At 63.2% G+C, this 21575-nt stretch carries 19 protein-coding genes, 4 tRNA genes and 1 pseudogene; 16 read left to right on the forward strand and 8 right to left on the reverse strand.

Annotated features, from left to right (window positions below):
- Positions 1–354 precede the first annotated feature (354 nt).
- Both NZN28_RS04170 and NZN28_RS14630 read left to right on the forward strand, forming a co-directional pair.
- Positions 355–2565: an ATP-dependent Clp protease ATP-binding subunit gene (locus NZN28_RS04170; protein ID WP_295395517.1), complete on the forward strand. Its 2211-nt coding sequence runs from the start codon at positions 355–357 to the stop codon at positions 2563–2565.
- Between the two features lie 190 nt (positions 2566–2755).
- Positions 2756–3280: pseudogene (locus tag NZN28_RS14630) on the forward strand (hypothetical protein); the annotation flags it as partial.
- Between the two features lie 54 nt (positions 3281–3334).
- Here the strand turns inward: NZN28_RS14630 and NZN28_RS04180 are convergent.
- Genes NZN28_RS04180 through NZN28_RS04190 form a run of 3 tightly spaced genes read right to left on the reverse strand, consistent with a single transcriptional unit; the run spans position 3335 to position 5726 of the window.
- The gene (locus NZN28_RS04180) at positions 3335–4021 is read right to left on the reverse strand and encodes a dihydrofolate reductase (RefSeq protein WP_295395519.1); all 687 of its coding nucleotides are present in this window, start codon (positions 4019–4021) and stop codon (positions 3335–3337) included.
- 3 nt (positions 4022–4024) lie between these two features.
- On the reverse strand, positions 4025–4819 hold the full coding sequence (locus NZN28_RS04185; RefSeq protein WP_295395520.1) for a thymidylate synthase: 795 nt from the start codon (positions 4817–4819) through the stop codon (positions 4025–4027).
- A gap of 13 nt (positions 4820–4832) precedes the next feature.
- Entirely contained in the window at positions 4833–5726 is an 894-nt protein-coding gene (locus NZN28_RS04190) for an FAD-dependent oxidoreductase (RefSeq protein ID WP_295395521.1), read from the reverse strand.
- Between the two features lie 153 nt (positions 5727–5879).
- Between NZN28_RS04190 and NZN28_RS04195 the strand changes: the two genes are divergently transcribed.
- Positions 5880–6599 (forward strand): hypothetical protein, encoded by a 720-nt coding sequence (locus NZN28_RS04195; RefSeq protein WP_295395522.1) that lies wholly within the window; start codon positions 5880–5882, stop codon positions 6597–6599.
- A gap of 57 nt (positions 6600–6656) precedes the next feature.
- Here NZN28_RS04195 and miaB read toward each other — a convergent pair whose 3' ends face one another.
- Both miaB and NZN28_RS04205 read right to left on the reverse strand, forming a co-directional pair.
- A complete protein-coding gene (gene miaB / locus NZN28_RS04200) occupies positions 6657–7979 on the reverse strand; it encodes a tRNA (N6-isopentenyl adenosine(37)-C2)-methylthiotransferase MiaB (RefSeq protein ID WP_295395523.1) in 1323 nt (440 codons plus the stop codon).
- Positions 7980–8039: 60 nt separating this feature from the next.
- Complete coding sequence (locus NZN28_RS04205; protein ID WP_295395524.1) at positions 8040–8849, reverse strand: phosphotransferase enzyme family protein; 810 nt, start codon at positions 8847–8849, stop codon at positions 8040–8042.
- Positions 8850–9128: 279 nt separating this feature from the next.
- Here NZN28_RS04205 and leuC point away from each other — a divergent pair, with 279 nt between their 5' ends.
- The 6 genes from leuC to ilvD all read left to right on the forward strand — a co-directional run bounded on the left by leuC (position 9129) and on the right by ilvD (position 15243).
- Complete coding sequence (gene leuC / locus NZN28_RS04210) at positions 9129–10553, forward strand: 3-isopropylmalate dehydratase large subunit (RefSeq protein ID WP_295395525.1); 1425 nt, start codon at positions 9129–9131, stop codon at positions 10551–10553.
- Between the two features lie 78 nt (positions 10554–10631).
- Positions 10632–10844 carry a hypothetical protein gene (locus NZN28_RS04215; RefSeq protein ID WP_295395526.1) on the forward strand — a complete coding sequence of 71 codons (213 nt, stop codon included), beginning with the start codon at positions 10632–10634 and terminating at the stop codon, positions 10842–10844.
- On the forward strand, positions 10844–11449 hold the full coding sequence (gene leuD, locus NZN28_RS04220; RefSeq protein WP_295395527.1) for a 3-isopropylmalate dehydratase small subunit: 606 nt from the start codon (positions 10844–10846) through the stop codon (positions 11447–11449). The genes NZN28_RS04215 and leuD overlap by 1 nt, the downstream gene beginning before the upstream one ends.
- A 14-nt stretch (positions 11450–11463) precedes the next feature.
- Entirely contained in the window at positions 11464–12516 is a 1053-nt protein-coding gene (leuB, locus tag NZN28_RS04225; RefSeq protein ID WP_295395528.1) for a 3-isopropylmalate dehydrogenase, read from the forward strand.
- A 155-nt stretch (positions 12517–12671) separates the two neighbouring features.
- A complete protein-coding gene (locus NZN28_RS04230) occupies positions 12672–13418 on the forward strand; it encodes an SDR family NAD(P)-dependent oxidoreductase (protein WP_295395529.1) in 747 nt (248 codons plus the stop codon).
- Between the two features lie 160 nt (positions 13419–13578).
- Positions 13579–15243, forward strand: coding sequence for a dihydroxy-acid dehydratase (ilvD, locus tag NZN28_RS04235; RefSeq protein WP_295395530.1), 1665 nt, complete (start codon positions 13579–13581; stop codon positions 15241–15243).
- Positions 15244–15264: 21 nt separating this feature from the next.
- Here the strand turns inward: ilvD and NZN28_RS04240 are convergent, their stop codons facing one another.
- Positions 15265–15573: a hypothetical protein gene (locus NZN28_RS04240; RefSeq protein ID WP_295395531.1), complete on the reverse strand. Its 309-nt coding sequence runs from the start codon at positions 15571–15573 to the stop codon at positions 15265–15267.
- A 183-nt stretch (positions 15574–15756) separates the two neighbouring features.
- Here NZN28_RS04240 and NZN28_RS04245 point away from each other — a divergent pair, with 183 nt between their 5' ends.
- Together NZN28_RS04245 and NZN28_RS04250 are read left to right on the forward strand one after the other, a co-directional pair.
- On the forward strand, positions 15757–16530 hold the full coding sequence (locus tag NZN28_RS04245; RefSeq protein WP_295395532.1) for an RNA methyltransferase: 774 nt from the start codon (positions 15757–15759) through the stop codon (positions 16528–16530).
- A gap of 9 nt (positions 16531–16539) precedes the next feature.
- Positions 16540–18129: a sensor histidine kinase gene (locus NZN28_RS04250; RefSeq protein WP_295395533.1), complete on the forward strand. Its 1590-nt coding sequence runs from the start codon at positions 16540–16542 to the stop codon at positions 18127–18129.
- A gap of 185 nt (positions 18130–18314) precedes the next feature.
- On the opposite strand, the gene NZN28_RS04255 is transcribed toward NZN28_RS04250, so the two are convergent.
- Positions 18315–19184 carry a hypothetical protein gene (locus tag NZN28_RS04255; RefSeq protein ID WP_295395534.1) on the reverse strand — a complete coding sequence of 290 codons (870 nt, stop codon included), beginning with the start codon at positions 19182–19184 and terminating at the stop codon, positions 18315–18317.
- 188 nt (positions 19185–19372) lie between these two features.
- Positions 19373–20716 carry an MBL fold metallo-hydrolase gene (locus tag NZN28_RS04260; RefSeq protein ID WP_295395535.1) on the reverse strand — a complete coding sequence of 448 codons (1344 nt, stop codon included), beginning with the start codon at positions 20714–20716 and terminating at the stop codon, positions 19373–19375.
- Positions 20717–20891: 175 nt separating this feature from the next.
- On the opposite strand from NZN28_RS04260, the gene NZN28_RS04265 reads away from it, so the two are divergent.
- The 5 genes from NZN28_RS04265 to NZN28_RS04285 form a co-directional block, all read left to right on the forward strand.
- Positions 20892–20967, forward strand: a tRNA-Thr gene (locus NZN28_RS04265).
- A 4-nt stretch (positions 20968–20971) separates the two neighbouring features.
- Positions 20972–21057 (forward strand) — tRNA-Tyr (locus NZN28_RS04270).
- Between the two features lie 24 nt (positions 21058–21081).
- A tRNA-Gly gene (locus NZN28_RS04275) sits at positions 21082–21157 on the forward strand.
- Between the two features lie 29 nt (positions 21158–21186).
- Positions 21187–21262, forward strand: a tRNA-Thr gene (locus NZN28_RS04280).
- A gap of 77 nt (positions 21263–21339) precedes the next feature.
- Positions 21340–21575: GTP-binding protein (locus tag NZN28_RS04285; protein ID WP_295395536.1), on the forward strand; the 236-nt coding region annotated here is incomplete at its 3' end.

Raw genomic sequence — 21575 nt, forward strand, 5'->3', positions numbered from 1 at the left:
CAACGCCTCTTCACATATGCAACGGCCATCCCGCCGACACCCCCGTGGGCCCTTTACAACGCAGCATCTGGCTTTTTGCGGTGGCGAGAGGGCAAAAGGCTTGCACTGGGTTGAGTAAACCCTCATTTCCCTAAAGCCATACCAACCCCAACCTTCCAGTAACCGGGCTTCGCTGGCCGAGGACAAATGTCGCTAACGGGGTTTTGAAGGGTTGGGCTAACCTTTTCTTTAGGGTTCGGCAACGCTTCGTAACGTGTGGCGCAAACACCTAGAAAGAGCGAGGCATACTGTATTATTGAGGTAGGGAAAAAGCGGCGCTATGAATACTTGCACTACACATCAGGAGGTTCGCGCTTGAACAGGTACGACGACCGCGCCAGGTTGGTATTTCACTATGCCAGGGAGGAAGGGAGCCGCCTCGGCCACAGCATGATCGGGCCGGAGCACCTGCTTCTGGGCCTGATGCGCGAAGGGGGTACAGCCGCGCGCATCCTGATGGAGTACGGGGCGAGCCTCGAGGCCATGCGCCGCATGGTCGAAGAACTCGTGGGCCGGGGCGAGGGCAGCCGCACCGGTGAGCCGCCCGCCATCACCCCCCGCGCCCGGCGGGTGATGGAGCTGGCCGGGGCCGAGGCCCGCAACATGTCCAGCCAGGTAATTGGCACCGAGCACATCCTGCTGGGCATCATCCGCGAGGGCGACGGCATCGCCTACCGCATCATGACCCACTACGCCAAGGATGTGGACACCATCCGCTGGCGGGTGCTCTCGCAAGCCGGTGAGCAGACCAAAGAAAAAGCAGTGGCCACCCCGTTTCTGGACGAATACGGGCGCGACCTGACCCGCGAGGCCCGCGAAGGCAAGCTCGACCCGGTGATTGGCCGGGCCGAGGAGATTAACCGGGTCATCCAGATTCTGGCCCGCCGCACCAAAAACAACCCCGTGCTGGTCGGCGACCCCGGCGTGGGCAAGACCGCCATTGTGGAGGGGCTGGCCCAGGCCATCGTGGAGGGGCGGGTGCCGCCGGTGCTGCGGGGGGCCCGTATCGTCTCGGTGGATCTGGCCGGGGTGGTGGCCGGCACCAAGTACCGGGGCGAGTTCGAGGAGCGGCTGCGGCAGATTATCGAAGAGCTTAAAAACGCCAAGGTGGTGGCGTTTATTGACGAACTGCACACCCTGATTGGGGCCGGGGGGGCCGAGGGCACCCTGGATGCGGCCAACATTCTGAAACCGCCCCTGAGCCGGGGCGAGATTCAGGTGATTGGGGCCACCACCACCGGCGAGTACCACCGCTACATCGAAAAGGACGCGGCCCTCGAGCGCCGCTTCCAGCCGGTGATTGTGCTCGAGCCGACCCCCGAGGAAACCCTGGAAATCCTGAAGGGCCTGCGCCCCCGCTACGAGGCCCACCACGGGGTGGTGATTCCCGACGAAATTCTGGGCCTCTCGGTCAAGATTGGCATCCGCAGCCTGCCCGGGCGCAACTTCCCCGACAAGGCCATAGACCTGATTGACGAAGCGGCCAGCCGGGTGCGCCTCAACGACTCGCTGGGCATGCCGGTGGCCATGGACGAAGACGGCACCCCCCTGGTCGCCCGCGAGGACATCGAGAGCGTGGTGGACTCCTGGGGCGGGGTTTACGTGGACGACAAGGACGACAGCAAGCTCTTCGGCCTGGAAGAAGAGCTCAACAAGCGCGTTATCGGCCAGAAAGAGGCCGTGGAGGCCCTGGCCGCAGCCCTCCGGCGCAGCCGGGTGGGGCTGGGCGGGCGCACCCGGGTCTCGGCCAGTTTCCTGTTTGTGGGCTCTTCGGGTGTGGGCAAGACCCATCTGGCCAAGGCCCTGGCCGAGGTGCTCTTTGGCAGTGAGCGGGCCCTGATTCGCTTTGACATGAGCGAGTTCCAGGAGCCCCACTCCATCTCCAAGCTGATTGGGGCCCCGCCGGGCTACGTGGGCTACGAGCAGGGGGGCCGCCTGACCGAGGCCGTTCGGCGCCAGCCTTTTAGCGTGGTGCTCCTGGACGAAATCGAAAAGGCCCACCCCGACATCTACAACACCTTCTTGCAGGTGCTGGACGAGGGCCGCCTCACGGACGGCCTGGGCCGCACGGTGGACTTCCGCCGGGTGATCCTGATCATGACCTCCAACACCGGCTACAACGTGGGGCCCGCCATTGGGTTCACCAACCGCGAAGTGGACACCGAAAGCCCTCTCAAGGCACTCTTTACCCCCGAGTTCCTCGACCGCCTCGACGAGGTGATCCGTTTCCGCAACCTGAGCCAGCCGGAGCTGGTGCAGGTGGCGCAGATTATGCTCGAGGACATCGCCAAGGAGCTCGAGTCCCGCGAAAAAACCGTCCGCTTCGACCCCACCGTGGCCTCCTGGCTGGTTGAACAGGCCCCCAAACAGGGCAGCACCCGCATCCTGCGCAACCTCATCCGCGAGAAAATCGAAGACCCGCTCTCCCTCGAGCTGCTCTCGCGCCCGGGCCGCACCCTTTTTGTCACCCTGAGAAACGGCGAAATTGCCATCGAAGAGCAAGAACTGAGCCTGGGTTTGGCCTGAGCCATAGCAGCATTTCCGACCTCCCCATGGTGGGGGGGTTCTTTTTTTGAAGGTCGGCTGACGTTTGGCTGCTAACGTAAATGATGATTCGTTTATGTTCGGCTTACGGACTGAGTCTAACCCTCCTGGCTTTCCCTCAGGCTTGCTTATGGGTTTGCCTTGGCCAGCCGATTGAACCTTGGAGGCCCCTATGTTGACGCAGCAAGTGGCGGAAACCAAAACACTGAGCGCACCCGAGCTCCTGGTACTGCTTAACCCTGTGGTAGAACCCCGTGAGGTGCTCAAGGCGGGGCTTAAGGAACTCTTGGTGCAGGGGTTCTTGCGGCTCTCGAAAAATTCGCGCAAGCTGCCTTTGGGAATTTCCTTCCCCTTCACCTCGGTGCAACTGGCCGCCCGCCCGCTGCCACCAAACCCTGTGCTGAGGCGCCTACTGGAGGATCTCAGAACGGCCCAGCGACACGGCGAACAGATGAACCAGGTGCTGAGCCGGTTGCAGGTTGAGTACGGCACGACCTATGGAGGTTTCAAACAGCGCGTGGTGCTGCCGCGCCTTCAGGCGGAAGGCCTGGTTAACCCAACCCAGAGGCAAATCCTGGGTCTTTTCAAAAGCGTCCATTACCAGCACACGCCGCAGGGGCAGGAGTTGAAAGCGAGGCTCGAGCAAGACATGGCCCGCGCCCGACAGATCGCCTTTTTGCTCAAGGATGACCCTACCCAGGTGGTCGCCCTGATGGCCAGCCTAGGGGCTGCGGCGCTCCTGGTGCCCGAGCTATGGCCCCACTGGGGAGAGATTAATAGCCTGCTGCAGCGCTACACAGACGGTGGTTACCCTCCAACCACCGGCGGGGACTCGTCCTTGTTTGACGAGGACTGGAAAAGTCTCGAAGGGGCCTTCAGCGAGTTCGACAGCAGTTTCGACGCCTCGGACGGTGGCGGTGGGGACAGCGGAGGTGGCGGAGAGTGAAGGGCTATCTCTGCGCTCCAGGTCTACATACGTAAACGCCAAAGCGTGCCGCTCGTCGGCAGGGTGGTGTTCCCGATGGGTTTCGCGCCAGTCCTGCGGGTTCCAGGCCGGGAAGAAGGCGTCGGCGCCCGGTACGGCAGTGTCCACCAGGGTCAGGTACAGGTGGGTGGCAAGGGGCAAAAAAAGAGCATAGACCTCGCCCCCGCCAATCACCATGAGTTCCTCGTCGAGCTGAAGCGCCTCCTCCGGGACGTGCACCACCTCCACACCCTCCGCCCGGAAATGGGGGTCGCGGGTCAGCACCACGTTGCGGCGCTTGGGCAGGGGGCGGCCAATGCTCTGGTAGGTCTTGCGCCCCATCAGCACGGTCTTGCCCAGGGTGAGCGCCCTGAAGCGCTTGAGGTCGTCGGGCAGGTGCCAGGGCAGGGCGCCGTCCCGTCCAATGGCCCGGTGCTGGTCCATGGCCACAACTAAAGCGATGGTTCGGGCCATAGCTCAGACCGCCACCGGGGCCGCAATACGCGGGTGGGGATGGTAGCCTTCGAGTACGATGTCGTCGTAGGTGAAGTCAAAGAGGCTCTTCACCGCCGGGTTGAGTCGCACTGTGGGCAGTGGGCGCGGCTCGCGCGAGAGCTGCAAGCGGGCTTGCTCAAAGTGGTTCTGGTAGAGGTGCGCGTCACCCAGGGTGTGAATGAACTCGCCCGGCTTCAGGCCCGTGACCTGGGCCAGCATCAGCGTAAGCAGCGAGTAGGAGGCAATGTTGAAGGGCACCCCCAGAAAGATGTCGGCGCTGCGCTGGTAAAGCTGGCAGGAAAGCCGCCCCTGGGCCACGTAAAACTGAAACAGGATGTGGCAGGGGGCCAGGGCCATGCGGGGCAGGTCGGCCACGTTCCAGGCACTCACCACCAGGCGGCGCGAGTCGGGGTTGCGTTTGATTTCCTCCACCACCCAGGCCATCTGGTCTATGGTCTGGCCGTTCGCCCCCTCCCAGCTTCGCCACTGCTTGCCATAAACCGGCCCCAGCTCGCCCGCTTCATCGGCCCACTCATCCCAGATGGTCACCCCATTTTCGCGCAAAAAGCGGATGTTGGTCTCGCCCCGCAAGAACCACAAAAGCTCGTAGACCACGCTTTTCCAGTGGATTTTTTTAGTGGTCACCAGCGGAAAGCCTTCCGAGAGGTCGAAGCGCATCTGGTAGCCGAAAACGGAGCGGGTGCCCACCCCGGTGCGGTCGGCCTTATCCACCCCATGCTCGAGCACGTACTGCATCAGCTCGTGGTACTGCCGCATGGCCGACAGTCTATCAGGATTTCCCCTGGAGTCGCTTTAGCAATCTGTGAGCATAAAGAGGAGCGTAAAAATACGCCGCCGAGCCGAAGCCGGTGAGGGCAAAGCCACCGGGTATGGGCTTCAGGTAATTCTGATCCAGCCGGTAGCGCACCCCGGCCCAGGACGAACGAAACCTGGGCCGGTACCCCAGCAGTTTTTCGGCCTCCGCCATCAGCCACTCGACCTCGTGGGGCTCGGTCTGGTGCGGCGCGTAGCTGTTGCGGTGGGGCAGGTAACTGCCCCCCAGGCTGTGCCCGGCCACGTACACCCCATACGAGCGGGCCTGCTGGAAGTGTTCCTGGGTTTGGAGCACCGAGCCCGGCGTGAACCGCCCGCCCAGGCCCAGGAGGTGCGCCCCGCTGGCCCCTCCGGCGTACACCACCAAACCCGCCCGCAGGGTGCGGGGCTCGGGGGTGCGAAGGTAAAGGGTGCGCCCCTCGAGCCGCTCCACCTCGGCATACCAGATGTTCAGGCCCTGGGCCAGGCGGTGCAGCAGGGGGGTGGTCTCGAGCCAACCCGCGTTCTCCAGGTAGAGGCCCTCTTCCAACCACTGGTGGGGGATTTTTCGAACCTCCAGCTTGCCCTTCCACACCCCCCGATCCGCCTCGGGCACGGGCCTGAGAATGCCCCGGCGCACCGGCCCAAAGCGGGGGTAAAAGTCCCACAGGGCTTCCAGCGCTTCTTCGGCCTCGAGGGCTACCGTGCCGCGCTTGCCCCGCACCGGGTTCAAAAGCGCATCCGGCACCCGGCTGGCCTCGCCCAGCTCGCGGGTAACGACCAGCACCTCGTTTCCCGCCTCGTGTAGCAGCCGGGCAGCCACAAGACCAGCAATCCCAGCGCCCAACACCGCGATGTGAGTCCTCTCCACGGTTTCGATTCTGTCCCATCCCAGCAAAACTTGGGTAGTTTTACGCAAAACAGCCAGGGTGATCCCCCAGGCCCAAGGGAAATGGGCGTGGCGTTATACTTTGAGGCGTTTGGAGCCCCAGTATCGTTGGGCGTTCGAGGGTTGTTGACGGTTATGAGTATTCAGGCCATCGTCCTTCTGGTTGGGCTCGTTGCGTTCGCGGTTCTGGGGCTTTTTCTCATGATTGCCGGTGCTGCAAGGCAAAACCGGCGCCTGGCCGAGGCACTGAAACCTTTGGGTTTCCAGTCTGATAACCTGGACAAAGCCCTAGTCACCCAAAAATTTTCCCTGGTTACCGAACGGTTTGCAGATACTCGAGCCACAGTAACCACCCTGTTCAAGAAACACACTCCCGACCACACCCTCTACATCTGCAACTACCATCCGCGAAGCGCCTCTGGCAGGGCCACAGGTTCGAGCTACTGGCTCGTGGGTGCCCTCGACCCAAACCTTGACCTGCCGCGCTTTGCCGTTGAACCGGTGCCAACACAGGGCGGGTTGCTGGGAAAGATGCTACGGACCGCTTATGCGCACTTTTCTGTGCCGGGCCTACAAAAAATACCAACTGGCTTCCCTGGCTTCGACCAACGCTTTTACGTCTACGCACCCCCAGGGCTATCGGCCAGCGCGCTGATGTCTGCAAATGTCATGCAACATCTGCTCTCTTCGGGCCACGTGGCTCTCGAGGCCAAGGGTGACACACTGATATTGTCGAGCTTGGATCTCGAGGCTGAGCGCAAAGCCAAAGGGCTTGACCCAAATAAACTAATCCAGTTGACTGCCCTGGTACAGACCCTTCTGGCAGAGTTCCACAACAAAGGGAATCGCACATAAATAGCAGTGGGCTTGACGCCGGAGTGTACAGCAACCGATAAATATTGTGCCAAGTTTTCAAGCCATCATCAGGGGAATGGTGGTGGGTTCTTCGGCCCCCACCACCTCCCCAAACAGCATGTGCGGGGTGGCCTGCTTGACCACCACCTGATACAGCCCCGGACGGGGCGCCTGGGCCGCTGGAATCAGGGTGGGGTGGTTGCCCCGGGTGTGGCCTTCCACGTAGCTTTCGTCCTTGGCCGCGCCGCGCACCAGCACCTCCACAGTCCGGCCCACCCAGCGCTGGTTCTGGCGGTAGCTCCACTCCTTTTGCTTTTCGATGAGGCGCTGGAGCCGCTCCACCTTCACCTCGCGGGGCATGTCGGGGAAGTGCTTGTAGCTCGGCGTGCCGGGGCGGGGGGAGTAGATGAACATGTAGGCCTGGTCGTAGCCCACCTGGTCGTAGAGGGAGAGGGTTTCCTGGAAGTCTTCTTCGGTCTCGCCGGGGAAGCCCACGATGATGTCGGTGGAGAGCACCACCTCGGGCAGGGCCTCGCGGATGGCCCGGATGCGGTCTAAGTACCACTCGCGCCTATACTCCCGGCCCATGCGGCGCAGCACCCGGTTGGAGCCCGACTGCACCGGCAGGTGGATGTAGCGGCAGACCGCCGGGGTCTCGGCCATGGCGGCGATTACGTCGTCGGTGAAGTTGACCGGGTGAGAGGTGGTGAACTTGATGCGGGGAAGGCCCATCTGGCCCACCATCCGCAAAAGCTCGGCGAAGCTCGGAAAGCCGGGCTGGTCCTTGCCGTAGGAGTTTACGTTCTGGCCCAGGAGGGTGACCTCCACCACGCCGGCGGCCTTGAGCTGCTCGATTTCCCGCAAAATCAGGTCGGGGTGGCGGCTCACCTCGGGGCCCCGGGTGGTGGGCACGATGCAATAAGTGCAGTGGTGGTTGCAGCCCCGGATGATGCTCACGAAGGCCGAGAGAGCCCCCTGGGGAGCGGGGGGTAGGTGGTGGGTGAGTTCCTCGCGGAAGGAAAGGTCCCAGAATTTGTGTTTGGACTCGAGGGCCTTGCCAATCTCGGTGAGCGCCCCCGGCCCCAGCAGCACGTCCACTTCAAACTTGCGGGCCATCTGCTGGCCCTCCTCGAGCTGGGCCAGGCAGCCCATCATGCCCACCAGCAGGGGCCGCTGTTCCTTGGCCTTGCGCAGCTCACCCAAAAGCGAGCGCACCTTCTCGACGGGCTTGCCGCGCACCGCGCAGGTGTTGACCAGCACAAAATCGGCTTCCTGCCAGAAGTCTACAAATTCCGCGCCCAACGACACCAGCTCGCTTTTCACGAGGTGGGTGTCGTACTCGTTCATCTGGCAGCCATAGGTGATGATATGGGTTTTCATGCGAACCTCGAGGCCGACCGGAGGGATTCCGGGGCCACACAGAACCTCAGTGTAGCAGAGTTATTCCAGGGGTTCACCCCAGGGCCGTGGCAGACCTTCTTCAATCAGCCGCATCAGGCGGGGCTCCTCGGCGGGAATGTTCTCGCGCAGGCGGGCCGCCGCCACAATGGGCATCCAGGCCTGGAGTTCGGCCAGGTCGAGGCCCGAAAAGGTCTGGTAGTGCTCGAGGTAGGTCTGGTAAAAAAGCTCGCGCTGCTGCATGATTTCCTCGCGCCCCGGCAGGTCGGGCGGGAGTTCGCTGTAAAGCACCAGCAAGGTGGTGCGGGCCATGTCGGCCAGGGGGTTGCCGCGCATGGCCCCAGGCCAGTCAATCACATGCACCCCCTCGTCTCCAACCAGCACGTTCTCGGGGTGGAAGTCGCCGTGGCAAAGCGCGGTTCCGTCGGGCAGGCGCTTTAGATGATGGAGCAGGGCCGTCCGCAACTCGAGCGGCAGTCGGCTGGCCTCGATGCGGCGAATGAGGTGAAGCCGCTGGGAGGGCAAATGCCCCGCCGACTTGTTGTGAAGCTGGCGGTGCAAGGCCCCCAGCATCTGGGCTGCAAAGCGCAGCCGGGTGGGGTCGGTCTGGATATAGTCGGTTAGGGGCACCCCCTTAATCCACTGCAACACCAGGCCCCAGCGCCCTTCAAACTGGAGCACATCCTCCACCCTGGCACAGGGCACCCCCATCAGCCAGACCTGCTGGGTGAGGCGGGCCTCGAGTTCGGCGTCGGCTTGGGAAAACTCGGGCCAGAATAGCTTGAGCACGTATCCATCGGCCCAGGCAAAGACCTCGGCATCGCGCCCTTGTCCGAGCCGTGTCAGCAACATCGCACCCAGGATACCTGCTTCCCAGGCCCTTTGCCTAAATACTTCGTGGGAATCCGGCTTCATACCGGCGTTGATTGCCTTTGCCCAGCGTCCGGTTCACCTGGCCCCACAGCTTGACGTTTTGGTATACCAAACTTATACTCATGGCAATGTTGGCTCGAGTCAAGCAGCACCTACTAAGCCCCGCTCGAGGGGTCTAGTCGGCTGCAGGCAGGACCCCAGGGCACCGCGCCTCTGGGGTCTTGTTATCGGAGGTTGAGCGCACAGGAGGCACACCAAATGGGAAAAAGCTTGTACGAGAAAGTCTGGGAGACCCACGCCCTCCGCACCCTGCCCAACGGGCAGACCCAGCTCTTCATTGACACCCACCTGATTCACGAAGTCACCAGCCCCCAGGCCTTCGGGATGCTGCGCGACCTGGGCCTCAAGGTGCGCTTCCCCGAGCGTACCTTTGCCACGGTGGATCACATCGTGCCCACCCATTCGCTGCTCGAGCCCTTCGCCGACCCCCAAGCCGACGAGATGATCCGCCAGCTCCGCAAGAACGTGCAGGAGTTTGGCATCACCTTCTTCGACGTAAGCTCTGGGCTTCAGGGCATCGTGCACGTGATTGGCCCGGAAAACGGCATTACCCAGCCCGGCATGACCATCGCCTGTGGCGACTCCCACACCTCCACCCACGGGGCCTTTGGGGCCATTGCCTTCGGGATTGGCACCACCCAGGTGCGCGATGTGCTGGCCACCCAGACCATGGCGGTGAGCAAGCTCAAGGTGCGGCGCATCAACGTAAACGGCCAGCTGCGTCCGGGGGTCTATGCCAAGGACGTTATCCTGCACATCATCAAGGTGCTGGGGGTGAATGGGGGCATCGGCTACGCCTACGAGTACGGCGGTGAGGTCTTCGACCGCTTCAGCATGGAAGAGCGCATGACCGTCTGCAACATGAGCATCGAGGGCGGGGCCCGCATTGGCTACGTCAACCCCGACCAGACCACCTTCGACTATCTGAAGGGCCGCCCCTATGCCCCCAAAGGCGCCGAGTGGGACAGGGCCGTGGAACGCTGGAAGGCCCTGGCCTCCGACCCCGATGCCCACTACGACGACGTGGTCAACATCCGCGCCGAGGACATCGCCCCTACCGTCACCTGGGGCATCAACCCCGGCCAGGGGTGCGCCATTACCGACCGCGTCCCCGACCCCGCCCTCTACCCCGAGGCCGAGCGGGCCGGCCTGGAGGAAGCCCTCAAACACATGAAGCTCCAGCCTGGCCAGCCCATCAAGGGGGTCAAGGTAGATGTGGCCTTTCTGGGCAGCTGCACCAACGGTCGCCTTTCGGACTTCCGCGAGGCCGCCAAATACCTCAAGGGCCGCAAGGTAGCCCCCGGCGTGCGGGCCATTGCGGTACCGGGCTCCCAGCAGGTGGCCCAGGCGTGCGAGGAGGAAGGCATTGCCGAAATCTTCCGCCAGGCCGGGTTCGAGTGGCGCGGGGCCGGTTGCAGCATGTGCCTGGCCATGAACCCCGACAAGCTCGTAGGGGACGAGCTGTGCGCCTCTTCTTCCAACCGCAACTTCAAAGGCCGCCAGGGGAGTGCCACCGGGCGCACCATTCTGATGAGCCCGGTCATGGTGGTGGCCGCTGCCGTGACCGGCAGGGTCAGCGATGCCAGGGAAGTGTTTGGGGTGGGCGAGCTGGTCGGTGCGTAAGGCTCTTGTGCAACCCCAGGCACGGGGCTTTGTGGACACCTCAGGCCGGTAGTGCTGGTCATAGAAGGAGAGGTCTGTTTGTCATCGTTGGCGTTGATTCGAGGGGTGGCGCTGGTGGCGGCCTCGGTGCTGCTGTCCATCGCCACCCTGGGGCTGTGGCTGGGCAACCTGCAAACCAATCCGGTGCTCAGCTGGGTGGTTTTTGCGGTGGGGTTTACCCTTTCGGCCATCGCTGCAATTGCCGGCATCTGGGGCATCCTGGGTTTTTTCAGAGATAAGGAGGGCAAGTAATGGCTTTAGAACCCATCAAGCAGGTCAAGGGACGCGCGGTACACGTTCCCGGCAACGACATTGACACCGACCGCATCACCCCGGCGCGGTATCTGAAGGTGGTCACCTTCGACGGGCTGGGCGAGGCGCTTTTTTACGATGAGCGCTTCAATCCGGACGGCTCCGAGAAGCCCCACCCGCTCAACGACCCCCGTTTCAAAGGGGCCTCGATTATGCTGGTCGGGGCCAACTTTGGCTGTGGCAGCAGCCGCGAGCACTCCCCCCAGGCCATCTACCGCGCGGGTTTTCGGGCTTTGATTGGCGAGAGCTTTGCCGAGATTTTCTTCGGCAACTCCACGGCCCTCTCGATGCCCTGCGTGACGGCAACCAGGGCCGAGATTGAAGCACTGGCCCAGGCCGTGGCGCAAGACCCCGGCCTATCGGTTACGGTGGATGTGGAAAAGCTCGAGGTGCGCTACGCCGATAAAGCCTTCCCGGTCAGCTTACCCGCCACCGCCCAGAAGGCCCTGGTGGAGGGGCGCTGGGACCCCATTGCCGACCTCCTGGAAGCGGGCGACCTGCTCGAGCAGGCCTCGGCCCGGCTGCCCAAAGCTGTTTTGAGCTAGACGAAAGGATTTTCATGCCCAAGATTGCCCTGCTTCCCGGTGACGGCATCGGCCCCGAGGTGACCTATGCCGCAGTGGACGTGCTCAAGGCCGCCGATGCGGCGTTTGGTCTGGGCCTCGAGTTTGAAGCCTTCCCCTTTGGCGGCAACGCCATAGACAGCCACGGCGAACCCTTCCCCGAAGCGACCCGCAAGGGCTGCCTGGAGGCCGACGCCATCCTGCTGGGGGCCATTGGCGGCCCCAAGTGGGACCAGGTGCCCCGCCACCTGCGGGCCGAGACCGGCCTGCTGGCCCTGCGCAAGGCCCACGGGCTTTACGCCAACCTGCGCCCGGCCAGGGTGCTGCCGGGCCTCGAGGCCCTCTCCCCCCTCAAGCCCGAAATCGCCCGGGGGGTGGACGTGCTGGTGATTCGCGAACTCACCGGCGGCATCTACTTCGGTGAGCCGCGCGGCATGAGCGAGGCCGAGGGCTGGAACACCGAGCGCTACAGCAAGCCCGAGGTGGAGCGGATTGCCCGGGTGGCCTTCGAGGCGGCCCGCAAAAGGCGCGGCCAGGTTTGCAGTGTGGATAAAGCCAACGTGCTCGAGGTGGGCGAGTTCTGGCGCAAGACCGTGGACGAGGTGCACCGGGGTTACCCCGATGTGGCCCTCGAGCATCAGTACGTGGACGCGATGGCCATGCACCTGGTCACCCGGCCCAGCCGCTTCGATGTGGTGGTAACCGGCAACATCTTTGGCGACATCCTCTCCGACCTGGCCAGCGTGCTGCCGGGTTCGCTGGGGCTGCTGCCCTCGGCCAGCCTGGGCGAGAAAACCCCCCTCTTCGAACCCGTCCACGGCTCGGCCCCCGACATTGCCGGTAAGGGCATCGCCAACCCCACCGCGGCCATCCTGTCGGCGGCCATGCTGCTGACGTATGCCCTGAACCGCCCGGAGGTGGCCCAAAAGGTAGAGGCCGCCGTGGCCGCCGCCCTCTCGGCCAACCCCACCCCCGACCTGGGGGGCAGGGCCAGCACCCAGGCGTTCACCCAGCAGGTGGTGGAAAGCCTCCACAAAGTCTTGGCCTGAAGCCCCTGCCCAACCCTTCGACCTTGCGATGGGTTCATCCATCCCAACCCCTCGAGGTGCGCTTGAAGGGCTGGCGTTGAGACCTGCGAGCCGCAACCTGCGTTGGGCCAGCAGCCCCCTGGCAGTTTTCGACGATTGGACGTATACACAGAAGCATGAAACTCAAAAACCAGACCTTCATTATCACCGGAGCCAGCCGGGGCATCGGCGAGGCCCTGGCGCTTGAGCTGGCCCGGGCCGGGGCCAACCTGGTCATTGGGGCCCGCAACCAGACCGCCCTCGAGTTCGTGCGCGACGAGGTGCGCAACCTGGGGGTGCGCTGCGAAGCGGTGGCCGGAAGTGCGGCCCACAGTACCGTAGCCGAAGCTCTGGTGGCCCAGGCCTTGCAAATCGGAAACTTTGTGGGCTTCATCCACAACGCAGGCGTTTTGAATGCGGGGCCGCTGGCCTACGAGCTGATTGAACCGCAGTACGACGAAATCATGGAATCCAATGTCAAGGGCGGTTATCAGCTGGCCCGCTTTGCCTATCCCCATTTAATCCGCCAGCCCGGCAGCGTTGCGGTGTTTTTGGGGTCGGGCGTGGCCGAGCGCAACATCCCCGGCATGGGCATCTATGCCATTGCCAAGGCCGCCGAGGAGCACCTCAGCCGGCAACTGGCGGTCGAAGCCCCCGAGGTGACCTGTTTCACCTACCGCCCCGGCATTGTCGAAACCGAGATGCAAAGGCAGCTCCGCGAGGCTGAAGGGGGCGGGGGGCAGACCCTGCGCCCCCTGTTCAGGGGTTACAAAGCCCAGGGCCGGGTGCTGACCCCCGAACAGTCGGCCAGGGCCCTGGTGCGCATCCTGGAGGGCAACCCGCGCAAATTCCACGGCCAAATCGCCGCCCACAACGACGCCTGATACAACCGCCCCATCAGACCCCGATTCTGAGCAAAGCCAGGCTGAACACTCTGAGCCCCAGGTCAAGCTAGCCCCAACACCGGGCGTTTCAGGGCTTTTGAGCGTTGCTTTTTCACGGTAAGATAGCGCCAGAAGCGAAAACATACTCTGAGGTTTGCCTATGCGAAGCGATACCATCAAACTAGGCCCCCAGCAATCCCCCGCCCGCGCCATGCTCCGCGCGGTGGGTATCGGCGACGAGGAGTTCAAGATTCCCTGGGTGGGCATCGTGAATACCTGGACCGAAGGAATGCCCTGCAACTACCACCTGCGCGACCTGGCCGCCGACCTGAAAATTGGGGCCAAAGAGGCCGGTTTCCACACCTTCGAGTTCGGCGCTCCGGCCATCTCTGACGGGATTAGCATGGGCACGGTGGGGATGCGGGCCTCGCTGGTCTCGCGCGAGGTGATCGCCGACTCCATTGAGCTAATTGCCCAGGGCTACCTCTACGACGGCATGGTGGCACTGGTGGCCTGCGACAAAACCAACCCCGGCGGCATGATGGGGGTGATTCGGGCCAACGTGCCCAGCCTGGTGCTGTATGGCGGCTCGATTGCCCCCGGCTACCTGAACGGCAAGGCCCAGACCGTGGTGAGCGTGTTCGAGGCGGTGGGCCAGTATGCGGCGGGCAAGATTGATGCAAAGCAGCTCGAGGCCGTCGAGCGCACCGCCATCCCCGGCGCGGGGGCCTGCGGCGGGCAGTACACCGCCAATACCATGGCCATGGTGCTCGAGGTGATGGGCTTCTCCCCCATTGGCTACAACGCCATTCCCGCCGTGCACCCCGAGAAGAAGCCCGCCGGGCGCCGGGCCATGCAGATTCTGGCCGATGCCATCCGGCATAACCGCACCCCCAAAAGCTTCCTGACCAAAAAGAGCTTCACCAACGCCATTGCCGCCGTAGCCGCCACCGGCGGCTCCACCAACGCGGTGTTGCACCTGCTGGCCATTGCCAAGGAGGCCGGCATCAAGCTCACCCTCGAGGAGTTCGACAAAATCTCCCGCAAAACCCCGGTGATTGCCGATATGCGCCCCTGGGGCCAGTACACCGCCTGGGAACTCTACGAGGCCGGCGGCATTCCCCTGATTATCCGCCGCCTGATTGAGGGCGGCCTGATTGACGGCGACCAGATGACCGTGAGCGGCAAGACCCTCTGGCAGGAGACCAAAAATGCCCCGGAAACCAAAGGCCAGAAGGTGGTGACCAAGGTCAGCAAGCCCTTCAAGCCCGAGGGCGGGCTGCGCGTGCTCAAGGGCTCGCTGGCCCCGGACGGCGCGGTGCTCAAGCTGGCTGGCACCGAAACCAAAGTGCACCGAGGCCCGGCCCGCGTTTTCGACGGCGAGCAGAGCGCCATGAAGGCCGTACTCAAGAAGCAAATCAAACCCGGCGACGTGGTGGTGATCCGCTACGAAGGCCCCAAGGGCGCCCCCGGCATGCCCGAGATGCTCTCGGTCACCTCGGCCCTGGTGGGCGAGGGGCTGGGCCCGCACGTGGCACTCGTGACCGACGGGCGCTTTAGCGGTGGCACCAAGGGCCTGATGATTGGCCACGTGGCCCCCGAGGCCTTTGTGGGCGGCCCCATCGCGCTGGTCAAGGAAGGCGACATCATCTCGATTGACTGCGACAAAGGCATTTTGAACCTGGAGGTCTCGGAAAAGGAACTCGCCAAACGGGCCAAAGCCTGGAAGCCCCCCAAGCCGCACTACAAAAGCGGCCTGTTCGCCCGCTACGCGGCGCTGGTCAGCAGCGCTCGAGAGGGGGCGGTGCTGGTGAAGCCGGAGTAGCCAAATGCCTAAAGCAATAGCTCAGGCTGAATCTGAGCTTTCTTGTTCCACAGCGCCGACTTTGAAAACATCCCTGACCGGATTGCCTGCATAGATTTTTGCGGCGGCTCCTAGATGGTTGGGTACATGAATCAAAAAACCCAAAAGCAGTTGGCTGGCTTCCTTTGGGCTTAGGGCCTCGGGATTTTGATAGAACTTGACCAGAGCCTCGAGGTCATCGAGCCAATCCGTCATATGGAAAGCCACATCCGAAGCTTCGGTAGGGGACAACTCCATTTCTGTAGTCGAAATCTGCTCTAAAGTTTGCCGAATTCTCAAGCTGTCAAACATGCCTCAAGGATACTCGAGCCGAGCCTCGAGCTCGAAGATGAACTGGGTGAAGAAGGGTAGGCTCGAGGCCTGCGGATAGACAGGGCTTACGCTTTGGGCCTGGCTGCACCCTTCGGCCCGGAGCCCAAATGCGGGGCCTCTCGAGCCTCGACGCGTGCGGCCCCAGCCATTAGGCTAGAGCCGATGGATTGGCTTCAGAACATCCGTGTGGTGCTGGTGGGCAGCCAGGAACCCATGAACGTGGGGGCCGCCGCCCGTGCCATGCAAAACTTTGGCATCTCCGACTTGTGGCTGGTGGCCCCCGAGCCGAGGGTGCGCGAGGATTTGGCCCTGCATCCGGGGGGCTCGCTGGCCTACCGACTGGCGGTTCATGCCGAAGAGATTCTGGACCGCCTCAAGGTTGTGCAAACCCTCGCGGAAGCCGTTGGCGAAGCCCGGCTGGTGGTAGGTACCACCGTGCGGGAGCGGGAAATTTACACCGGCCCGGTGGTCGGCCCCAAAGCCATGGCCCATCGGGTGGCCGAGGTAGCCCCGCAGGGCCGGGTGGCCCTGGTCTTTGGCCGCGAGACCTCGGGCCTGACCACCGACGAACTCGACCTGTCGCAGCTCATTGTGCGGATACCCACCTCGCCCAAGCAGTCCAGCCTCAACCTGGCCCAGGCGGTGCTGCTTTTATGCTACGAAGTGTTTGGCATGGCCCTGGAGCCGCCCAAGCCCGCCGAAGCCGAGCTGGCCGACCAGGAGGCCCTGCAACGGCTCTTCGATGACCTGCGCGAGTACATCCTGCGCATCGGCTTCACCGATGAGAATCGCCTCCCCTACGCGGTTCGGCGCTTCCGCCGCCTGCTGCACAAAGCCCGCCTCACCCCGGGCGAAGTACAGTTATTGCGCGGGTTTCTGCACCAGAGCCGCTGGTATGCCCAGCACGGACGGCGTAAAACCGACCCCGAGAGGTAATGGTTGGCTATGGAGCCCAGCCCCAGCTTATACCGCCTGATCCGGCTATACCGGCTGGTTTTGCCGCTGGCCATTGCGCTGGTGGTGGTGCTTTTCGAGCTTTCCCTGGAGCCCTACCAGGGCCAGCCGGTGGCTTTCTGGCTGCGCATGGGCTTTTATGGCCTGGTGGGGCCCCTGGTCACCTGGATGACCCTGGAGTGGATTGCCCAGCAGGTCCAAGACCGGGAGCGGGCCCAGCGCGCCCTGGAGGCAGCCAACCGACGGCTCGAGGCCATTGGCAACATCCTCAAGCGGGCCTCGACCGCCGACAACCTCGAGCAGGCCCTGGCCCTGGTGGTGCAGGAGGTGGCCCAGGCGCTGGGCATGGAGGCCTCGCTAACCCTCGAGGGGGTGCGGGCCACCTCTCCGGGCTTCAAGGCTGGGCCAGAGCCGCTTTTCGAGCTGGCCTTGCCCGGCATGGACGGGAAGCTCGAGGTCGCCCTGATTCGCCCCCTTTCGGCTGAGGAACAGGGTTTTCTGGAGGTGCTGGTGGCCGAAGTGGCCGGGGCCCTCGACTCGGCGCGGGCCCGCAGCCGCGACCTGCTCACGCTCTACGAGGTAGACCAGGCCCTGCGGGCCGAGGCCAATCTGGGACGGCTGCTGGAGCGCCTGATGGAGCGCATCCTGGCCTGGGCCGGGGCCAGCGGGGGTGGGGTGCTGTTGCTGGACGAGGAGAATTTTTTGCAGCCGCAGGTGCTGCGGAACCTCGAGCTGCCCCCCTATGCCTTCGTGCCCGAGCACCGGTGGAAGGAGGCCCTGGAAGCCCCGGTGTTTGTGCGGGACAACCTGCTGGCAGTGCCGCTGCGCGAGCAAACCGCCATTGGGCTTTTGTTGGTGCAGGGGGAGGCCGAAAACCTGCGCCAGCGGCTGCCCTTTTTGCGCTTCCTGGCCGCCCAGGTCACCCTGGCCGTGCGCAACGCCCAGGCCTACCTGCGGGCCGAGGAGCTGGCCCTCACCGAGGAGCGCAACCGCATCGCCCGCGAAATTCACGACGGCATCGCCCAGGCCCTGGCCTTCATGGCCCTCAAGCTCGACCTGGCCGAGCGGCTGCTGCAAACCGACCCGGCTCGGGCCATCGAAGAGCTCCAGCAGGTCAAGGAGACCCTTCGGGGCCAGATACGCGAGGTGCGGCGTAGCATCTTTGCCCTGCGGCCCATTGACCTCGAGCGCTATGGCTTTCTCGAGTCGGTGCGGCGCTATGCCAGCGCGTTTGCCGAGCAGGCCGGTTTCCGGGTGCGCCTGAGCCTGCCGGAAAAAATCGAGCTTTCGCAGGCTTCCGAGCTGGTGTTTTTCCGGGTCTTGCAGGAAGCCCTGACCAACGCCGCCAAACACGGCAGGCCGGGGCTGGTGCAGGTCAAGCTCACCTCCCTGGGTGAGCGGGGCGGGGTTCTGGAGATCAGCGACAACGGAAAAGGATTCAAGGCCGCAAGCTCCGCAAGTGGCATGGGCGGCTTTGGTCTGACCCAGATGCGCGAACGGGTCGAGGCCCGGGGTGGGCGTTTTACGGTTGAATCGGTCGAAAACCAGGGGACGACGGTGCGGGCCGAGTTGCCCTTTTGAGAGCGGTTCCCACGAGAGCTTGCTCCAAATACCCTCGTGCTGGCACGCATGCAGCAGTCTTTGCTGTGCTGGGCATATTACGCCTCACCAGGTGAGGTGTGAGGAGGGAAGCGCGATGAGCGCATCTGTCCTTCCCACCTAACGAAGTCAAGACGTGCCTTGGGTATAGGTGCGACTCGTTTAGGCTACCTGGACATGGCTCGAGGTGTGCAGCGCAACGCGGTGGTACGCCCCTTCGGCGGTACTACGACCTGGAACTCTGCCTGCATATCCACAATTCGGCCCGAAAGTTTGATCAGGATCAGGGTTTCACGATCGCGCACTTTTTCCCAGTTCTTGAGGCTACTGGCATAGTTGGCCGATTCACCGGGTAACAACAGGCGAATCCGTCCATTCTCTACGGCTCCCACGTGGAACGCAGCCGGTCTGGCAAAGTCGGGGATTTTGTCGTAAGGCGCCCTGAGGTTGGCCTCGGCCCAGACCCGGCTGGCCGCTGCATAAACGGTTCCGGCGGGGTCGCTCACCCGAAGCTCGTGCAGACAGCGCCGGGCTCCAGGGTCTTCATCCAGCAGTTTGGCCAGGTAAGGGGGCGCGTCGCTGCGATCAATCAGCGCCTTGCGGACCAGGTACATATAGCCCAGATAGGGATTGACCGGATTGCTGGCGGTGCCCAGCTTGAAAACTGTAGGCCCAAGGGTGATCACAGGGGTGGCCCAGCCCTCTACCTTGACTGGGGTCTGGATGCCCAGATCGACCTGGGCCAGGTTGATGAACAGGTCGTCAAAAACCGCATAGGAGATGTTGTTCTGGCTGACCATCCGCAGGTACAGGCCGTTCGCGGTCTGGGGAAACTTGACCTCGAGCAAATACCGCCCCAGGATACCGGTCTCGTAGAAACGCACCCCCTTGGGCTCCAAGAGGCTCCGCAACTCGCTCACCCGCAACAGGGCGGGTTGCTGCACCCCTCCAACCGCCCAGGGCACCGAGCCCACACCATCCTGCGCGAGGGTCCAGGCCAACCCCATCGCTCCCACCCAGGCTATGCTTTTCTTCATCCCTTGCCCCCTGTCGCCAAATCATCCCTGGCAACTTCAATATCTGCGATTCTGTGGTCAGAGACCTTGCTATTGCCTTGCTTACCTACCATGACCCACCCGACCAGGTTCCGTCAAGTTTGTGAGGCTCAGAGCCTTCAGTCAGGCAAAATGGCCTTGAAAAGCACGAGCACCAGGTTCCAGACCCCCTAAACTTCAATGGGTCTGCCCCACTCCGCCAAAAAAGCCGCCTTGCCCCGTTCGCGCAGGGCCTGGCCCAGGCTTTGCAGTTTGTCCACTTCGCCGTGCACCAGCGCCACCCGCCGCTCGCTGTCCAGCCAGTCCAGCAGTTCATCCCGGCCCGCATGGCCCGAAAAGCCCCCCAGGGTATGGGTTTTGGCCCGCACCTGCACGGTCTCGCCAAACATCCGCACCGTCTCGGCATTCTGAATCAAGAGCTCGCCCAGCCCCCCCCGAGGCTGATAGCCGGTGATAATGACCGCGTTTTTCGCATCGGGCAAACCCAAGCGCAGGTGGTGCAGGATGCGACCCCCTGAGAGCATCCCGTTGCCGGCGATGATGATCAGGGGCCCCTTCAGCAGGTTGAGGGCCTTGGACTCTTCCACGCTCTGGGTGTAGTCGAGGCGTTGGGGTCGGAAGGGGTCGCGCCCCTGTGCGTAAATGTGCTGCACCTCGGTGCTGAAGAAGTCCCGCACCTGGGCATAGATTTCGCTGATTTTGGAGGCCATGGGCGAGTCCACAAACACCGGCACGATGGGAATGGCCTCCTGCTGTTCGAGCTCGCGGAGGTAAAACAGAATCTCCTGGGTGCGCTCGAGGGCAAACGAGGGGATGAACACCTTTCCTTCCTGATGCAGCACCTCGTTCAGAATGTCGGTGAATTCTTCGAGGGTGGCAGCAAAAGGGCGGTGGGAGCGATCACCATAGGTGCCCTCGCAAAGCACCAGGTCTGCCTGCGCGGGGTAGTCGGGGTCGGCGAGCACATCCTTGCGCCGGTGCCCTAAGTCGCCGCTGAAAATCAGGGTCTTGCCGCTCGCCTCGAGCTGCACAAACGCGCTGCCCGGCAGGTGGCCCGCATCCCGCAGGCGGAATCGAAAAGGCCCCAGGCTCAGGGTTTGATAGAAGGCAACCTCCTCCAGGCGGGCATAAAGCTCCGCCAGGTCTTGTTCATCCCAGGGCAAGGGCGGCGCTTCGCGTCCCTTGCGCTCGAGGCGCTCGCGCTCCTCCTGCATCAACTTGAGCGAATCTTCCAGGATGACCGGCAAAATCAGCCGGGTGGGCTCGGTCACGTACACCCGGCCCCTGTAGCCCTGCCGCACCAGCAAAGGCAAGCGCCCGATGTGATCGTTATGGGCATGCGAGACCAGCACCGCATCAATGCCCTTGGGGTCAAAGCCAAATGGCTCCTGGTTGCGCTCCTCGTCCGCTCCCTGGTAAGCCCCGCAATCGAGCAGCAATCTGAAACCCTGATGTTCGACCAGATGGCAGCTACCGGTCACGGTCTGGGCTGCGCCAAAGGGAGTTATTTGCATGCACGTACTGTACCAGACCTGCCGAAGGCGGGATGGGCTCCCGGAGGGGCGATTCTTTTGCCTTTTTTACAGCCTTTGTTCGGCTTGACAGCCCCCCGCGTGTGGTGTAACCTTACGACTTGGACGAGGTTCAACCCCTTTGTCCAGAGCAGCCATCGGAAGAACAACAAGCCGGGCCACCCTAGCTCAACTGGTAGAGCACCCGACTTGTAATCGGAAGGTTGTCGGTTCAATTCCGATGGGTGGCTCCAACAAGGGCAGGTGGCCGAGTGGTTAAAGGCGACAGACTGTAAATCTGTTCTCTTCGGAGTACGATGGTTCGAATCCGTCCCTGCCCACCAGCGCGCCCCAGAGGCGCACCCAACGCGGGAATAGCTCAGTTGGTAGAGCATCTGCTTCCCAAGCAGAGGGTCGCGAGTTCGAGTCTCGTTTCCCGCTCCAGAAGCGCCCTGTGCGCGAACACCTCAGGTGCTCGGGTAGCTCAGCTGGTAGAGCACACCCTTGGTAAGGGTGAGGTCGTCGGTTCAAGCCCGATCCCGAGCTCCAACCCCACACCGCCCGTCCACCGCTGCGGGCGGTGTGTTCCTGAAAAACCCTAGCGGAAGCCAAAGGAGGCAACACGAATGGCGAAAGGCGTATTTGAGCGCACCAAACCCCACGTGAACGTGGGGACCATCGGACACGTAGACCACGGGAAGACCACCCTGACGGCGGCCATCACCTTTGTGGCGGCGGCGGCCAACCCCAACGTGGAGGTGCAGGCCTACGATCAGATCGACAAGGCCCCCGAGGAGAAGGCCCGCGGGATCACCATCAACACCGCCCACGTGGAGTACGAGACCGAGAAACGGCACTACTC

This window comes from Meiothermus sp. (assembly GCF_025056915.1).
Classification (GTDB): Bacteria; Deinococcota; Deinococci; order Deinococcales; family Thermaceae; genus Meiothermus.

Coding starts and splice junctions, on each gene's coding strand:
- NZN28_RS04180 (WP_295395519.1), bottom strand. CDS start 4,021: ATGGCCCGAACCATCGCTTTAGTTGTGGCCATGGACCAGCACCGGGCC.
- NZN28_RS04185 (WP_295395520.1), bottom strand. CDS start 4,819: ATGCGGCAGTACCACGAGCTGATGCAGTACGTGCTCGAGCATGGGGTG.
- NZN28_RS04195 (WP_295395522.1), top strand. CDS start 5,880: ATGAGTATTCAGGCCATCGTCCTTCTGGTTGGGCTCGTTGCGTTCGCG.
- miaB (WP_295395523.1), bottom strand. CDS start 7,979: ATGAAAACCCATATCATCACCTATGGCTGCCAGATGAACGAGTACGAC.
- NZN28_RS04205 (WP_295395524.1), bottom strand. CDS start 8,849: ATGTTGCTGACACGGCTCGGACAAGGGCGCGATGCCGAGGTCTTTGCC.
- leuC (WP_295395525.1), top strand. CDS start 9,129: ATGGGAAAAAGCTTGTACGAGAAAGTCTGGGAGACCCACGCCCTCCGC.
- leuD (WP_295395527.1), top strand. CDS start 10,844: ATGGCTTTAGAACCCATCAAGCAGGTCAAGGGACGCGCGGTACACGTT.
- leuB (WP_295395528.1), top strand. CDS start 11,464: ATGCCCAAGATTGCCCTGCTTCCCGGTGACGGCATCGGCCCCGAGGTG.
- NZN28_RS04230 (WP_295395529.1), top strand. CDS start 12,672: ATGAAACTCAAAAACCAGACCTTCATTATCACCGGAGCCAGCCGGGGC.
- ilvD (WP_295395530.1), top strand. CDS start 13,579: ATGCGAAGCGATACCATCAAACTAGGCCCCCAGCAATCCCCCGCCCGC.
- NZN28_RS04240 (WP_295395531.1), bottom strand. CDS start 15,573: ATGTTTGACAGCTTGAGAATTCGGCAAACTTTAGAGCAGATTTCGACT.
- NZN28_RS04245 (WP_295395532.1), top strand. CDS start 15,757: ATGGATTGGCTTCAGAACATCCGTGTGGTGCTGGTGGGCAGCCAGGAA.
- NZN28_RS04250 (WP_295395533.1), top strand. CDS start 16,540: ATGGAGCCCAGCCCCAGCTTATACCGCCTGATCCGGCTATACCGGCTG.
- NZN28_RS04255 (WP_295395534.1), bottom strand. CDS start 19,184: ATGAAGAAAAGCATAGCCTGGGTGGGAGCGATGGGGTTGGCCTGGACC.
- NZN28_RS04260 (WP_295395535.1), bottom strand. CDS start 20,716: ATGCAAATAACTCCCTTTGGCGCAGCCCAGACCGTGACCGGTAGCTGC.